Raw genomic sequence first — 15,195 nt, 5'->3', positions numbered from 1 at the left:
GATCGCGTGCATCGGTGACTCCTCCTGGTCGTCCGGCCGGCGGATCCGGCCCGGTACCGCCGCACGCTGCGCGGGCGCGCTGTCACCCGGTTCGCGCCGCCGTCACGCCGCCGCGGCAGGGCCGTGCTAGAGCCGTGCCAGCAGGCCCCCGCAACCTCCGGGACGGCCGGAGGTCCGGCCACGAGAGGAGACGGGACATGGACGAGAACGCGATGCTGGAGTTCGCCGGCAAGGTCGGCGCCGACCAGGCGGTGACACTCGGCGCAGCGCTGGCCTCCGTCGGCGGGCGGCTGGGCCTGTGGGCCGCGCTCACCGAGGCCGGGCCGGTGACGAGCGCGGAGCTCGCCGAGCGGACCGGGCTCGCCGGGTTCGCCGTCGCGGCGGCGGCCTGGGCCGGCGCGGACCGGCTGGTCGAGGTGTTCCGCACCGGCGCGGGCATCCCGTGGAGCGCGCAGGACGAGCGGCTGTTCGGCTCGCGCGCCGACGGCTTCGCCGTCCTCTACGCCGCGTCGCTGGTCGCGGAGTGGCTGCCGGCGCTGGACGGGGTCGTCGAGCGGCTCTCGGCGGCCGGTCGGGTCCTCGACGTGGGCTGTGGACACGGCCGTGCCACGCTGATGATCGCCGACGCGTTCCCGCAGGCCGACGTGTACGGGCTCGACGCCCACGAGGCGTCGGTCGAGCGGGCGCGCGGGGCCGCCGCGGGGCGCGCCGGGTTCGTGGTGGGCAGCGCGACGGGCTACCCGCCGACGGGCACTACGCGGCGTCCACCCTGTTCTGCGCCCCGGGGGCGCTGTCCCAGGGTGGCGGAGCCGACGTGCTCGGCGCCCAGGCCGGCCCGCGCCGACTCGGCGCCCTCCTCCGGGAGGCGGGCTTCTCCCGGGTGCGGGTCGTGGCACGCACCGACATGCACCTCGTGGTCGAGGCGCGCCCCTGACGCCGGCGCCGGCGCCACCGCCGGGATCAGCTCCGGCGGACCAGGTCGGCGAACGCGGCGTGGATGCGCCCGTCCCCCGTCAGCTCGGGGTGGAACGCCGTGGCGAGCACGCGGCCCTGCCGGACGGCGACGATCCGCCCGGCGGCGAGGCCCGCGTCCGGGGTGTCCGGCACGGTGGCGAGCACCTCGACGTCCGCGCCCGCCTTCTCCACCCAGGGCGCGCGGATGAACACGGCGCGGACGGGGCCGCCGTCGACACCGTCGACCGGCAGGTCCGCCTCGAACGAGTCCACCTGGCGGCCGAAGGCGTTGCGGCGCACGACCACGTCCAGCCCGCCGAGCTGCTGCTGGTCCGGACGCCCGTCGAGGACCTCGGCGGCGAGCAGGATCATCCCGGCACAGGAGCCGTACGCCGGCATCCCGGCGGCGATCCGGGCCCGCAGCGGCTCCAGAAGCTCGAACGTCACCAGCAGGCGGCTGATCGTGGTGGACTCGCCGCCGGGGATGACGAGCGCGTCCACGGCGTCCAGCTCGGTGGCGCGGCGCACCGGTACGGCCCGCGCGCCGCATGCCGCGAGGGCGGCCACGTGCTCGCGGACGTCGCCCTGCAGGGCCAGGACACCGATCTCGGGAACCACGGGATCAGCGTAGTCGTCGGGCCCGAAGCGGACAGGAAGTGGCCGCAATGCCCGGTAGCGTCATCCTCATGCAGATGAAGCTCGAGGTCGTCCCCCTGCCCGTCACCGACGTCGACCGGGCGAAGGCCTTCTACGTCGACCAGGTCGGCTTCGTCGCCGACCACGACCACCGCGTCTCGGACGAGCTGCGGTTCGTGCAGCTCACCCCGCCCGGTTCGGCGTGCTCGATCGTGTTCGGGGAGGGGATCGTCGAGATGGCCCCCGGCACGCAGAAGGGCGTGATGATGGTGATCGACGACGCCGACGCCGCCCGCGCCGAGCTGCTCTCCCGCGGGGTGGAGGTCAGCGAGGTCGACGCGCAGCCGTGGGGCCGGTTCGTCTACTTCGCCGATCCCGACGGCAACACCTGGGCGCTGCAGCAGCTCCCGCCCCGACCCTGACGAACGGCGCGTCACGGCCTGACGAGATGCGCAACTCGCGGCGGCGAGATGCGCAACTCGCGGGTCAGGGGCCGACGGCAGCGGCCGCGGCGGCCCCCCGTACCGCCTCGGCCACCGCGGGTGCGACGGCGGCGTCGAACACGCTCGGCACGATGAACGAGGCGTTCGGCTCCGGCACGACGTCCGCGACGGCCGAGGCGGCGGCGAGCAGCATGGCGTCGGTGATGTCGCGGGCGTGCGCGTCGAGCAGGCCGCGGAACACCCCGGGGAACGCGAGCACGTTGTTGATCTGATTCGGGTGGTCCGAGCGACCGGTGGCGACGACGGCCGCGTGCTGGGCGGCCACCACCGGGTCGACCTCGGGATCGGGGTTGGCCAGGGCGAACACGACGGCGCCGGGGGCCATGGTGCGCAGCTCGTCGGCGCCGAAGAGATCCGGCGCGGACACGCCGATGAACACGTCCGCGCCGACGAGGGCGTCCGCGAGGCCGCCCACGACACGGTCGCGGTTGGTGTGCGCGGCGATCCAGGCCAGGTTGTCGTCGAGGTCGTCGCGGCCGGGATGGACGATGCCCGCGATGTCCACGGCGAGGACGTCACCGGGGTTCTGGGACTGCAGCAGCCGGATGATCGCCGAGCCGGCCGCGCCGACCCCGCAGACGACGATGCGGCAGTCCGCGGCCTTCTTGCCAACGACGCGCAGGGCGTTGCGCAGCGCCGCGATCACGACGACCGCGGTGCCGTGCTGGTCGTCGTGGAAGACCGGGATGTCGAGCAGCTTGCGCAGCCGGTGCTCGATCTCGAAGCAGCGGGGCGCTGCGATGTCCTCGAGGTTGATGCCGCCGTAGGCGGGCGCGAGGATCTGGACCGTCCGGATGATCTCCTCGGTGTCCTGGGTGTCCAGGCACACCGGCCACGCGTCCACGCCCGCGAACCGCTTGAACAGCGCCGCCTTGCCCTCCATCACCGGCATCGCCGCGGCGGCGCCGAGGTTGCCCAGGCCGAGCACGGCCGAGCCGTCGGAGACGACGGCGACCGTGTTGCGCTTGATCGTCAGCCGGCGGGCGTCCGCGGGGTTGGCCGCGATCGCCTGGCACACCCGCGCGACGCCGGGGGTGTAGGCCCGCGACAGGTCGTCGCGGGTGCGCAGCGACACCTTCGACTCGACGGCCAGCTTGCCGCCGAGGTGCAGCAGGAACGTGCGGTCCGAGACCTTCCGGACGTGCACCTCCGGCAAGGCCTCGAGCGCCTCGGTGATCGACCGCGCGTGCGCCTCGCCGAGGGCGTTGCAGGTGATGTCGATGACGATCGTCGCGGTGCGCGCCTCCACGACGTCGAACGCGGTGACGACGCCGCCTGCGCGCCCGATGGCCACCGTCAGATCGCCTGCGATGCTCGCGGAGGCGGGTGCCTCCACCCGCGCGGTGAGGGAGTAACCGGGTCCGGGAACGGGCACGACCCGCAATCTACGCGGGCCCCACCTACCTGCGAACACCTGCCGTCCACGCGCCGACGGGTTGTGGCCCGCGCCGCAGGGGTGTGTGATGGCGCGCACATGGCTCGCACGTTTCGGTACGTCGTCTCAGCAGTGTCGCGGAGGTGGTCGTCATGGCGGTCAGAGCAGATGCCGGGCAGCGCGCGGGGGGCCGGTCGGTCGCCGGGCTCGCCGTCACGGACCCGAGCCGGGTGCGCAACGTCGTGCTCGTCGGGCCGTCGGGGGCGGGGAAGACGACCCTGGTGGAGGCGCTGCTCGCGCACACGTCGACGATCCCGCGCCGGGGCAGCGTCACCGAGGGGACCACGGTCGGCGACCACGATCCCGCGGCGGTGCGCCAGCAACGCTCCATCGCCCTGTCCGTGGCCCCGCTCCTGCACGAGGACCACAAGGTCAACCTGATCGACACGCCCGGTTACGGCGACTTCGTCGGCGAGCTGCGCGCGGGTCTGCGCGCCGCCGACGCGGCGCTGTTCGTCGTCCCGGCCGACGCCGGCCGCGAGGGCACCGTCGATCCCGCGATCGTCGCGCAGTGGGAGGAGTGCGCCGCCGTCGGGATGCCGCGGGCCGTCGTCGTCGCCCGCTGCGACCACCCGCGCGCCGACCTGGAAGCCACGATCGCCGCGATCCAGGAGGCGTTCGGCTCCGGCGTCGCACCGCTGTACCTGCCGATCCGCGACGGGTCCGACAGCATCACGGCGCTCTACGGCCTGCTCTCCCAGACCCCGGACGGGCAGGCCCCGGCGGGAGCGGAGGACGCCAGGGGCACGCTCATCGAGGGGATCATCGAGCAGTCCGAGGACGAGACCCTCATGGACCGCTACCTCGAGGGCGAGGAGCTGGAGTTCGCCACGCTCGTCGAGGACCTCGAGACCGCCGTCGCCCGCGGCGCGTTCCACCCCGTCATCCCCGTCTGCGCGATGGGCGGGACCGGCCTGGAGGCGTTGCTGGAGGTGCTCGTCGGCGGGTTCCCCTCGCCGCTGGAGCACCCGCTTCCGCACGTGCGCGGCATCGACGGCAGCGAGCACCCCGTGCTCACCGCGGACCCGGACGGGCCGCTGGCCGCCGAGGTCGTGCGCACGTCCGCCGACGCGTACGTCGGCCGGGTGTCGCTCGTGCGGGTGTTCTCCGGAACGCTGCGCCCGGAGTCGACGGTGCACGTGAGCGGGCACCACGCGGCCCTCCCGGAACCCCGTTCCGCGGACCACGACGGGGCGTCGAACGGGGACGGCTGGGCCGACGAGGGCCACGACGCCGACGAGCGCATCGCCCACGTCTACTCCCCGCTGGGCGCCACGCTGCGGGAGGTCGACGGCTGCGTCGCCGGCGACATCTGCGCGCTGACGAAGGTCGGCTCGGCCGAGACCGGCGACACCGTCTCGGCCAGCGACCACCCGCTGCTCCTCGACTGCTGGAACCTCCCGGACCCGCTCCTGCCGATCGCGGTGCTGGCGAAGTCCCGCGCCGACGAGGACGCGCTGGTCAAGACGCTGGCGAAGATCGTCGCCGCGGACGCGACGCTGCGCCTGGAGCGCAACCAGGAGACCCACCAGACGGTGCTCTGGTGCATGGGTGAGGCGCACGCCGACGTCGTACTGGGCCGGCTGCGCGCCGGCGGCGCCGACGTCGAGACCGAGCCGGTGAAGGTGCCGATGCGGATGACGTTCCGCAAGCCGGCGCGCGTCACCGGGCGGCACGTCAAGCAGTCCGGCGGGCACGGCCAGTACGCGGTGTGCCACGTCGAGTTCGAGCCGCTGCCGCAGGGCATCGGGTTCGAGTTCGAGTCCCGGGTCGTCGGCGGGTCGGTGCCGACGCAGTTCATCCCGAGCGTGGAGAAGGGCGTGCGCGCCCAGCTCGAACGCGGGGTCACCGAGGGCCCGTCGTCGGCGTCCAGCCCGATCGTCGACGTGAAGGCGATCCTCGTCGACGGCAAGGCGCACAGCGTGGACTCCTCGGACGCCGCGTTCCAGACGGCGGGCGCCCTCGCGGTGCGCGAGGCGGCGCAGGCGTGCGGCACGGTGCTGCTGGAACCGCTCGACGAGGTGACCGTCCGCATCCCGGACGAGCACCTCGGCGCGGTGCTGGGCGACCTGTCCGGACGGCGTGGGCGCGTCCTCGGCACGGACGTCGCCGGGCCGGGACGCACCCTCGTGCGGGCGGAGGTGCCGCAGACCGAACTCCTGCGCTACGCCGTGGACCTGCGGGCGATGACGTCGGGGACGGCCACGTTCGCGCGGGCGTTCTCCCGCTACGACGTGGCGATCGGCGTCTGACCGCCGGCCTGCGGGTCACCGTCGCCTCCGGTGCGGTGGCCCGCGGGTCGAGCGGTTTCGCGCCGCTGCCCGAGCCAGCGCCGCCCGCCCGACCCACCGCCCGCCCGACCCACCGCCCGCCCGCCCTGCCGCCTGTCGGCCGCACCGCCCGTCCGCCCTGCCGCCTGTCGGCCGCACCGCCCGTCCGCCCTGCCGCCTGTCGGCCGCACCGCCCGTCCGACCCACCGCCCGGTCGGCCGCGGCCCGTCCCTGGATGCCGCCCGCGGCCGCTGACACACATGTGCGGGTGGCCGCACACACCCGCGGGCGCTTGCACACACCGCCGACGGTGTGCGCGAGCGCCCCGAGGTGTGTGCGAGCGCGACCGGCGACCCGGGCCGCACCCGAACCCGAGCCGCCGGCCCTCGCAGAAGCGGCACGCACCTCGCAGACCCAGCCCACGCCTCGCAGACCCCGCCCACGCCTCGCAGACCCAGCCCACGCCTCGCAGACCCAGCCCACGCCTCGCAGACCCAGCCCACGCCTCGCAGGGGCCGCAGCGCCTGCAAGGCGTGCCCGAACCCTGCGAAGCCGCCCCGAACCCTGCGAAGCCGCCTGAACCCCCGGCCCGAGCCGTCCGCGCCCGGGTGTCCCGCGCGTGGCTGGTGGCACATATGTGCGGATGGCTGCACACGCCCGCGGGCGCTTGCACACATCGCCGACGGTGTGCGCGAGCGCCCCGAGGTGGGTGCGAGCGCCTCGGAGTGGGGTGCGAGCGCGACCGGCACCCGGGCCGAAACCAGAGCTGCCGGGCCCTCGCAGAGGCCAGCCCCACCTCGCAGAGGTCGACCGCCTCGCAGAGGCCAGCCCCACCTCGCAGGGGCCGCAGCGTCTGCGAGGCGTGCCCGAACCCTGCGAGGCCGACCAGACCCTGCGAGCCGCGGTCAAGCCGCTGCCAGGCCGCCATCCGACCCTCCGAACCCGCCCGACCGAACCCGCCCGTCCGGACCGCCCATCCGAACCCGCCCGACCGGATCCGACCCGGATCCGCCCCCGGATCCGACGACGTGATCCCGACAGGCGAGCTCCCCGACCAGACCGTGACCCGGGGTAACGTGCGCCGGTGAACGACTCGACGACGCGGGACCTGTGGACCGTGCTGTTCGTGGTGGCGTTCGGGACGAACGTGCCCACCCCGCTGCTGCTGGTCTACCGCGACACGATCGGCCTCACGTCCACCGAGTTGACGGCCGTGTTCGGTGTCTACGCGGCGGGGCTCGTGCCCGCGCTGCTCCTCGCAGGGCCCGCGTCGGACCGCCTCGGGCGCCGCCGCGTCGTCGCACCGTTCGTCGTGCTGTCCGCGGTGACGTCGCTGCTCTTCCTGGCCGCGTCGACGTCGCTGCCGCTGCTGTTCGTCGGGCGGTTCCTGCAGGGTGCGGTGTCGGGCGTCGTCTTCAGCGTCGGGACGGCGTGGCTGGGCGAGCTGGTCGGTGACGCGGGCCGGTCGGCCCGGCTGACGACGGCCGCGCTCGGCGGCGGCTGGGCGGGCGGCCCGCTGCTGTCCGGGCTGATGGCGCAGTGGCTGCCCTGGCCGACGGTGCTGGCCTACCTCGTGCACGTCGCGCTGATGCTGGTCGGTCTCGCGCTGCTGCCCCGGGTGCCCGAGACCCTGCCGCCCGGGCGGCGCCGGATCGGTGGCCCGCTGCTGAACCTGGGCGTGCCGCCCGCGGCGCGCAGGCCGTTCCTGCTGGTCGTGGTGCCGGTGGCGATCGCGGTGTTCACGTTCCCGTCCACGGCGGTGACCGTGCTGCCGCTGCTGCTGGTTCCCGCCATGCCGGGGATCGCGGTTGCGGTGACGGGGGTGGTCGCGGGTGTCACCCTGCTCACCGGGGTGCTGGCCCAGCCCCTGGAGCGACGGCTCGGCGCCCCGCGGGCGGGGGCGACGGGGATGGCCGTCGGATCGGCCGGGTTCGCGCTCAGCCTCGTCGGGGTGGCGAACGGGATCTGGCCGCTGCTCGTGCCGGTGTCGATCCTGCTCGGCACGGGTTACGGGCTGTGCCTGGCCGCCGGCCTGACGACCGTCGCTCAGCTGGCCTCGCCGACGGAGCGGGGCGCGCTCACCGGCACCTTCTACGCGTGCGCCTACCTGGGGTTCGGGGTGCCGCTGCTGCTCACCCTCGCCGGGGGTGAGGCGGGGCTGCTGGCGCCGCTCGTCGGGATCACCGTCCTGACGGCCGTGCTCGCCGCGGCGCTCGCGACCCCGGCGGCGCGCCGGCTGGTCGCGGTGTGACCAACCCACGACCCCACCCGGACCCGCCGGCCGGAGCCGGCGGAGCCCTTGAGCGGGACGGTCACCTTCATGATCGGCCCTCGGGGTGGTCTCGCTGCGGTACCGGTCAGACCGTCGACGCCTGCGTGATGCGCAGCGTCCGGGCGAGGTAGTCGCGCAGGACCCCGGCGTCGGCCCGCTCCGCGACGAGGCCGAGGTAGCCGTCGGGACGGATCAGGGCGATGCCCCCGGAGCCGAGCCCGTAGTCGCGGGCGACGGCGCCGTCGGCATCGACCACGCTGTCCTCCGGCCCGCCGCCCGCGTCCACGACCCGCACCACCGCACCGAGGTCCCCGAGCGTGCGGCGCAGCTCCTCGACGGCGCCCGCGTCGTCGCTGCGGGCGAGCAGCAGGAACCCCGGCCGGGTCTGCAGCTCCTCGATCGCGACCGGGGTGCCGTCCGGGCGGCGCAGGCCGTCGGGGTCCGGGGCGTGGTCCCCAGCCCGGGCCGCTCCGTGGTGGTGGCCGCCGTGCTGTACCGACAGGGCGCTCCCGCGGTAACGGATGGTCAGCTCGGCCATCCGGGTCGCGGCAGCGCTCCCGATCCGCGGGACGTGGCCGATGACGAACAGGGCGATGTCGCGGAGCGCGGCCTCGGGACCGTCGGCGGTGCCGACGTCGGTCATCGCCGTGGTCGTACGCACCACGTCGGCGCCGACCGGATGCCGCTCGTCGTGGTAGCTGTCCAACAGGGCCGGGTCCGCCCCGAACCGCACCACCAGCGCGAGCTTCCAGGCGAGGTTCGCCGCGTCCTGCATGCCCGTGTTCATCCCCTGCGCACCCGCCGGGCTGTGGATGTGCGCGGCATCCCCCGCCAGGAACACCCGACCGTGGCGGTACTGCGCGACCTGGGCGTGGTGGATCTCGAAGTAGGTCAGCCAGCGCGGGTTGCGCAGCGCGATCCGCCCGCCCATCCGGGCATCGGCGAGGGCCTGCATCTGCTCCAGGGTGGGGTCGCCAGCGTCCGGGGCGGGCTGCTCGACGAAGAACATGACCCGGGCCCGGGCTCCCTCCAGCGGGAACAGCATCCCCATGCCGTCGGGGTGGGTGAACATCCGGATCGCATCCGGGGCGAAGGAGGTCTCCACGTCCACGTCGGCCATGGCGAAGTGCTGGCCGTGGAAGCCGCCGTGCAGCGGCGCGTCGACGAGGTCGCGCACGGTGCTGTGCCCGCCGTCGGCCCCCACGACCCAACCCACCCGCTCCGTGCGTTCGACGGGGTCACCGTCACCCGAGACCAGGGTGACCGTGACCCCGTCGGCGTCCTGGGACAGCGCCGACACTCGCACGCCGCGCTCGACGACCACCCCCAGCTCGGCCGCCCGCTGCGCCAGGACCTCCTCCGTGTCGGGCTGCGCGATGTCCAGCACGTAGGGATGCCGCGACGGGGCATCGGCGAGGTCCATCCGCGCCCGGGTCCGCCCGGTCCGCCCGTCGACCATCTCCACCGCTGCGATCCGGCGGCCGCGCGCCTCCAGCCGGTCCAGTACCCCCAGCGAGGCGAGCATCTCCAGGCTCCGCGCGTGAATGCTCACGGCCCGCGACTCGGTCGTCGGCCGCTCCAGCGGATCCACCACCCGCACCTGCACACCGAGGCGAGCCAGCTGGCACGCCGTGGTGAGCCCGACCGGCCCCGCCCCGGCGACCAGGACGTCCTCGGTGCTCGTCACCGGTGTCACCGGTGTCACCGGCGTCTCCGTCATCTCCGTCTCCTCCGTGTGGGTTCTCATGGGGTGGCGCCGGCATCCACGCCTGTGTCGATGTCGAAGGCCCGCCGCAGCGCCGCCTCCTGGTCGCGGTCGAGGGTGCTGACCAGCACCTCGGCGTGCATGCCTTCGAGGACCTCGCGGACCCGGTCGGGCACCCCGTCGTGGCTGAGCAGGAACAGCGCGGACGTGCCGGGCGTGACCCGGTCGCGGATCCGCCGGAGCACCTCGTCGGGCAGCCCGACGCAGGCGAGCGCCGTCGCGGGGCCTGCCTCCGGCCCGGCCAGCGGGAGCAGGAACAGCAGGCCGAACAGCAGACCCCAGAACGCGCCGGAGAGTGCCGCGGTGCCGGCGGCGGTTCCGGCCTGGTACGTGCGTGGGCGGCGCGCGCCAGCAGGCCACGCGACGACGGAGGCGTCGTCGATGGTGACCACCCGGCGGTGCTGGAGCCGTTCGACGGCGCGCAGGGCGGTCTCGGCACCGTCGGGGGTGTCGAACCGCCAGACGCTCAGGGTGTTCATCCGGACTCCGGTCCTCGCGGGCGACGGCTCCGCCCGCCTGGTCACACCGTGCGGGGGCGGGCTTCAATCCGGCTCCAACCCGCTGCCGCGGAGGTGAAGCGGACCGGTCAGGCGCCGACGAAGTCCGCCAGGGTGGTGCGCGCCCCCTCGGCCCGGGCGCGGTCGGCGGCAGCCTTGCCGAGCCGGGTCGTCATGCTGGCGAGCAGGCCCGCCTGGGCCTCGTTGCGCGGCCACGGCACGCCGCTGCTGCGGTGCTGCGCCTCGACGGCGCCGAACACCCGCAGTGCTGCGACGTGCTCGCCGGCCAGGCCGAGGGCCGCGCCGTAGACCTCCAGGACGAACGCGTTGTCCCGCAGGCCCGCCGCGACGGTGGCGCGCAGCGCGGCGCGGCACCACGGCAGCGCTTCCGCGGGCCGCCCACCCTCGACGAGCAGCCGGGCCGCGCCCGCCGCCGCCGTCCACGCCGTGTAGTGGTTGTCCTGGACGCGGGCGTCGTCGTAGAGGGCGGCGAACCGCGCGACGAGCTCCGGGCGGGGAGCGGTGCCCGCCGCGTGCACGAGCTCGGTGTGCCGGACGAGGACGTCGAGCGCGGGCACGTCCGCGGCGATCCGGCGCGCGGCGGCGGCGACCTCGGCCAGCACCTCGCCGTCGCCCACCCGCGCGAGCGCACCGACAGCGACGGCCAGCTGCTCGCACACCGCCACGGCCCCGTCACCGGTGAGGCTCTCCCCGACGGCGATCCCGGCACGGACGTGGGCGCGTCCCTGCCCGAGACGGCCCTGCACCAGCGACACGCTGCCGAGGGCGAGATGGGCCATCGCCCGGTCCACCGGGCTGACGGGCCCGTCATCAGCGGCGTCGCCCACGGATGCCGCGGTCTCCAGCCAGCGCGCACCCTCGACTCCCATGCCGCTGAACCCCCAGTACAGGCCGAGGCGCGCGGCCAGGGCCACCCCCACACCCGACGGAACGTCGACGAGGGTGTGCTGCAGGGTCGCGCGCAGGGCGGCCAGGTCGTCGTCGAGCGACCGGTACCACGAGGCCGCGGCCGGGGAGCCCAGCGCGGGCCGGCCGCGGACCAGGCGTTCCACCCACGCGTCGCGGCGGGCACCCGGCTCCTCGCCGCGGCGCCGGGCCAGGTGCTCGGCGTGTCCGCGCACCGTCGCGAGCTGGGCGAACCGCGACACACCGCCCGGCCGCGCCGGACCGAGCGGGCTCAGCAGGGACCGGTGGACGAGCCCGGCCAGGCCGTCGAGGACCTCGGCAGTGCCGGCACCGACCAGGCCGGCGGCGAGTCCGGCCGTGAACGGCCCGGGCACGGCACCGGCGGCCCGGTGCAGCTCGGCGAGCGCTGCGGGCAGATCGCGGTAGCTGGTGTCGATGGCGTCGCGGATCGTGCGGCGGTGGTGGCCGCCACGCTCGCGGCCGACGCGGCTCAGTGAGCTGGCGTCGGCCCGTACCTGGGACGCGATCTCGGGCAGCGTGTAGGCCCTGGCGCGCGCGGCGGCGAGCTCCAGCGCGAGCGGCAGGCCGTCGACGGCCGTGGCGATCTCGCGCACGGTCGCGAGCGACTCGCCGTCGCGCACGCCGCCGGGGGCGAGCGCATCCAGCCGGTCGAGGAACAGCTCGACGGCGGCCGGGGTCGGTAGCGGTGCAAGCGGCGCGACCTCCTCCCCGTCGACCTCCAGGGGTTCGCGGCTCGTGGCGAGGACGGTGAGGGCCGTGCCCTCGACGAGCAGCGCGTCGGCCAGCTCGGCGGCGCCGTCGAGCACGTGCTCGCAGTTGTCGAGCACGACGAGCATCCGCCGGGAGGCGGTGTACCGGAGCAGGGCCTCCGTGGGGTCGGCGGGGCCGGTGACCGGCAGCCCGAGTGTCGAGGTCACCGTGTCGAGGACCCGCTGCGGGGAGGCCGGGGAGGCCGGGGACACCACGGTGAGGTCGACGAACCACACCCCGTCCGGGAGGTCCCCCGCGGCACGATGCGCGACCTCGACGGCCAGCCGCGTCTTCCCGCATCCCGCCGCGCCGACCAGCGTGACCAGCCGACCGGGCCCGAGCAGGGCGAGCACGTCCGCGACCTCCCGTTCGCGGCCGACGAGGCGGCTGCGGACCGTGGGCAGCGTGCGCGACGGTGGGTCGGCAGGGGCGGGCTCGGCGTCGCGGAGCAGCTCGGCGTGCAGTGCCCGCAGCTCGGCCCCGGGTTCGACCCCCAGCTCGTCGACGAGGACCGTCCGGGCGTCGACGTAGGCCTGCAGGGCCTCCGCCCGCCTGCCGCCGTCGCGGTACGCGGTCATGCGGTGCAGCCAGAGCCGCTCCCGCAGGGGGTCCTCGACGATCGCGGCCTCCAGCTCGGCGAGGGCCCGGTCGACGGCCCCGGTGCCGAGCAGCGCGCCGATGCGGGTCTCCCGCAGCTGGCCGCGGATCTCCTCCAGCCGGGCGACGGCGGCCCGGGCCCACTGCTGGTCCGCGGCGACGCCGTACGGGCGGCCGCGCCACAGACCGGCGGCCTCCTCGGCATGGCGCAGCGCGCCCTGCGCGTCGCCGTCGGCGAGCAGGGCTGCCGCGGTGGTGGCGAGCTGCGCGAACCGCGTCGAGTCGACCTGGCCGGTGCCGACGGCCAGGCGGTAGCCGCCAGGCTCGCGGAGCAGGACCGTGGCCGGCGCACCGGGTGCCCGCTGCGGTTCCAGCAGGCGGCGCAGGCGGAAGATGTGCGAGTCCAGGGTGGACACCGAGCGGGCGACGCCGCCGTCGCCCCACATCGCTTCGCCGAGCGCATCGACGCCGACGGGGTGGCCGGCGTGGATCAGCAGCAACGCCAGCGCGTTCTCCAGCCGGGCACCGCCCACCGGTTGCGACACCCCGGCCCGCTCGATCTCGAGCGGGCCCAGATCCCGCAGGCGCAGCGGCCGTCCCGCGCGCACGTCCCCCGTCATCGGCCCCCCTCTGCGCCGGGTGGGCAACTCGTCGCGGCGCGGGCGTCAGCCGACTATGGCGCATGTCGCGCGCCGTCCGGAAGGGCCGACGGCCGGGCCCGCGGTCAGCGGGACAGGAGCACCGGCAGGCCGACGGCGGCGTCCACCGCGATGGCCGCGAACAGCACGCAGAGGTACATGTTGGACAGGTGGAACAGCGACATCGGGTTGACCTCGCGGCCCGCGACCACGCCGGCGTGCAGGCGGTGGGCCTTCGCGACGAAGTACAGCCCGCCCACGACGGCCACGACCGCGTAGATCCACGAGGTGACCGGCAGCAGGAGCAGCGTCCAGGCCGCCATCACCCACGAGTACGCGACGATCCTGCGCGACACCTGCGCGGGGGTGGCGACGACCGGCAGCATCGGCACACCCGCCGCTGCATAGTCCGCCTTGTAGCGCATGGCGAGCGCCCAGAAGTGCGGCGGCGTCCAGAAGAAGATGACGCCGAACATCACCAGGGCCGGCCATTCCACGGTGCCGGTGACGGCCGCCCAGCCGATCACGACAGGCATGCACCCCGCGGCGCCGCCCCACACGATGTTCTGCGCGGTGCGCCGCTTGAGCACCAGCGTGTAGACGAGGACGTAGAACGCGATCGCGGCGACCGCGAGCCCCGCGGCCAGCCAGTTCGTGGTGAGCCCCAGCCACAGCGCGGACGCGACCCCGAGCACGAGACCGAACACCAGGGCGTTGCGCGGCGGGACCTCGCCGCGGGCCAGCGGACGGCGGGCGGTGCGCTTCATCACCGCGTCGATGTCGGCGTCCACGACGCAGTTCAGCGCGTGCGCGCTCGCGGCGGCCGCAGCACCCCCGACGAGGGTGGCGACGACCAGCCACGCCATGTCCCATCCCGCCGGACCCGCCCCGCCGCGTGCGGCGAGGAACATCGCGGGGACCGTGACGACGAGCAACTGCTCGATGATGCGCGTCTTGGTGAGCCCGAGGTAGGCGCGGACGGTGTCCCGGGCCCGCATCAGCGCGGTGCGCGAGCCCCCCACCACGGGGAGCACGCCGGCCCGAAGGCCCGACTGGGACACCGTCACGAGGCAACCCTCTTTCTCGACTTTCTACGGCGCGTCGATGGTAACGGTGTGCATGTCGTCCGGCCGCCCCGGGTAGTTCCTCGGTGAACACTGCTGCGCTGATCACACCGTGTCGCCGAAGATGACTACGCTGGCCCGCGCACCCGGTGTGGAGCGCGCACCCCCGCGGCTCGGCACCGCTTCACGAGACAGGCCTCGAGCGACCAGGAGCACCGCCGTGCCCGAGATCGACCCCGTCACCGACGTCGCCGCCCTCACCCGGGCCACCCTGCCGGAGGACTGGACGGACCTCGACCGACGCGCGGTGGACACGATCCGTGTCCTCGCTGCGGACGCCGTGCAGAAGGTCGGCAACGGCCACCCGGGCACGGCGATGAGCCTCGCACCGCTCGCCTACACGCTGTTCCAGCGCGTCATGCGCCACGACCCGTCCGACCCGGACTGGATCGGCCGCGACCGGTTCGTCCTGTCCGCCGGGCACTCCAGCCTCACGCTCTACCTGCAGCTGTTCCTCTCCGGGTACGGCCTGGAGATCGAGGACCTCGAGGCGCTGCGCACGTGGGGCTCGAAGACTCCCGGCCACCCCGAGCACGGGCACACCCGCGGCGTGGAGATCACCACCGGGCCGCTCGGCCAGGGCCTGTCCTCCGCCGTGGGCATGGCGATGGCCGCTCGCCGCGAGCGCGGGCTGTTCGACCCGGACACCGCTCCCGGGGAGAGCCCGTTCGACCACGAGATCTTCGTCATCGCCTCGGACGGCGACATCGAGGAGGGCGTCACCAGCGAGGCCAGCTCGCTCGCGGGCACGCAGCAGCTGGGCAACCTCACCGTCGTCTACGACGACAACCGGATCTCCATCGAGG

The 15,195-nt window shown here is 75.0% G+C and carries 9 protein-coding genes and 2 pseudogenes; 5 read left to right on the top strand and 6 right to left on the bottom strand.

Annotation, left to right across the window (positions count from 1 at the left end):
* Positions 1-197: 197 nt before the first annotated feature.
* Positions 198-734: pseudogene (locus AB7J25_RS26445) on the top strand (class I SAM-dependent methyltransferase); the annotation flags it as partial.
* A gap of 226 nt (positions 735-960) precedes the next feature.
* Here the strand turns inward: AB7J25_RS26445 and pdxT are convergent.
* Positions 961-1,572 carry a pyridoxal 5'-phosphate synthase glutaminase subunit PdxT gene (gene pdxT, locus AB7J25_RS26440; protein WP_428513303.1) on the bottom strand — a complete coding sequence of 204 codons (612 nt, stop codon included), beginning with the start codon at positions 1,570-1,572 and terminating at the stop codon, positions 961-963.
* Between the two features lie 68 nt (positions 1,573-1,640).
* On the opposite strand from pdxT, the gene AB7J25_RS26435 reads away from it, so the two are divergent.
* Complete coding sequence (locus AB7J25_RS26435; RefSeq protein ID WP_428513301.1) at positions 1,641-2,012, top strand: glyoxalase superfamily protein; 372 nt, start codon at positions 1,641-1,643, stop codon at positions 2,010-2,012.
* 64 nt (positions 2,013-2,076) lie between these two features.
* Here AB7J25_RS26435 and AB7J25_RS26430 read toward each other — a convergent pair whose 3' ends face one another.
* Positions 2,077-3,468, bottom strand: a complete 1,392-nt coding sequence (locus AB7J25_RS26430) for an NAD-dependent malic enzyme (RefSeq protein ID WP_428513299.1) — start codon at positions 3,466-3,468, stop codon at positions 2,077-2,079.
* A 152-nt stretch (positions 3,469-3,620) separates the two neighbouring features.
* Between AB7J25_RS26430 and AB7J25_RS26425 the strand changes: the two genes are divergently transcribed.
* Positions 3,621-5,780, top strand: coding sequence for an elongation factor G-like protein EF-G2 (locus tag AB7J25_RS26425; RefSeq protein WP_428513297.1), 2,160 nt, complete (start codon positions 3,621-3,623; stop codon positions 5,778-5,780).
* 1,102 nt (positions 5,781-6,882) lie between these two features.
* Complete coding sequence (locus AB7J25_RS26420) at positions 6,883-8,049, top strand: MFS transporter (RefSeq protein WP_428513295.1); 1,167 nt, start codon at positions 6,883-6,885, stop codon at positions 8,047-8,049.
* 106 nt (positions 8,050-8,155) lie between these two features.
* On the opposite strand, the gene AB7J25_RS26415 is transcribed toward AB7J25_RS26420, so the two are convergent.
* The 4 genes from AB7J25_RS26415 to AB7J25_RS26400 form a co-directional block, all read right to left on the bottom strand.
* Positions 8,156-9,790, bottom strand: coding sequence for an FAD-dependent monooxygenase (locus AB7J25_RS26415; RefSeq protein ID WP_428513293.1), 1,635 nt, complete (start codon positions 9,788-9,790; stop codon positions 8,156-8,158).
* Between the two features lie 23 nt (positions 9,791-9,813).
* On the bottom strand, positions 9,814-10,314 hold the full coding sequence (locus AB7J25_RS26410) for a DUF1269 domain-containing protein (RefSeq protein ID WP_428513291.1): 501 nt from the start codon (positions 10,312-10,314) through the stop codon (positions 9,814-9,816).
* Positions 10,315-10,421: 107 nt separating this feature from the next.
* Positions 10,422-13,247: a BTAD domain-containing putative transcriptional regulator gene (locus AB7J25_RS26405; protein ID WP_428513289.1), complete on the bottom strand. Its 2,826-nt coding sequence runs from the start codon at positions 13,245-13,247 to the stop codon at positions 10,422-10,424.
* A 104-nt stretch (positions 13,248-13,351) separates the two neighbouring features.
* Entirely contained in the window at positions 13,352-14,263 is a 912-nt protein-coding gene (locus AB7J25_RS26400) for a heme o synthase (protein ID WP_428513305.1), read from the bottom strand.
* Positions 14,264-14,549: 286 nt separating this feature from the next.
* Between AB7J25_RS26400 and AB7J25_RS26395 the strand changes: the two are divergent.
* Positions 14,550-15,195, top strand: a pseudogene (locus AB7J25_RS26395) (transketolase); the annotation flags it as partial.

The organism is Pseudonocardia sp. (assembly GCF_050246655.1).
Taxonomy (GTDB): domain Bacteria; phylum Actinomycetota; class Actinomycetes; order Mycobacteriales; family Pseudonocardiaceae; genus Pseudonocardia.
Note: the sequence above shows the minus strand (reverse complement) of the source record. Positions and strands in the feature narration are given on the sequence as shown.

Excerpts from the sequence above, each read along its gene's own strand:
- AB7J25_RS26415 (WP_428513293.1), bottom strand. The coding sequence starts at position 9,790 with ATGACGGAGACGCCGGTGACACCGGTGACACCGGTGACGAGCACCGAG.
- AB7J25_RS26410 (WP_428513291.1), bottom strand. The coding sequence starts at position 10,314 with ATGAACACCCTGAGCGTCTGGCGGTTCGACACCCCCGACGGTGCCGAG.
- AB7J25_RS26400 (WP_428513305.1), bottom strand. The coding sequence starts at position 14,263 with ATGCGGGCCCGGGACACCGTCCGCGCCTACCTCGGGCTCACCAAGACG.
- AB7J25_RS26435 (WP_428513301.1), top strand. The coding sequence starts at position 1,641 with ATGCAGATGAAGCTCGAGGTCGTCCCCCTGCCCGTCACCGACGTCGAC.
- AB7J25_RS26425 (WP_428513297.1), top strand. The coding sequence starts at position 3,621 with ATGGCGGTCAGAGCAGATGCCGGGCAGCGCGCGGGGGGCCGGTCGGTC.
- AB7J25_RS26405 (WP_428513289.1), bottom strand. The coding sequence starts at position 13,247 with ATGACGGGGGACGTGCGCGCGGGACGGCCGCTGCGCCTGCGGGATCTG.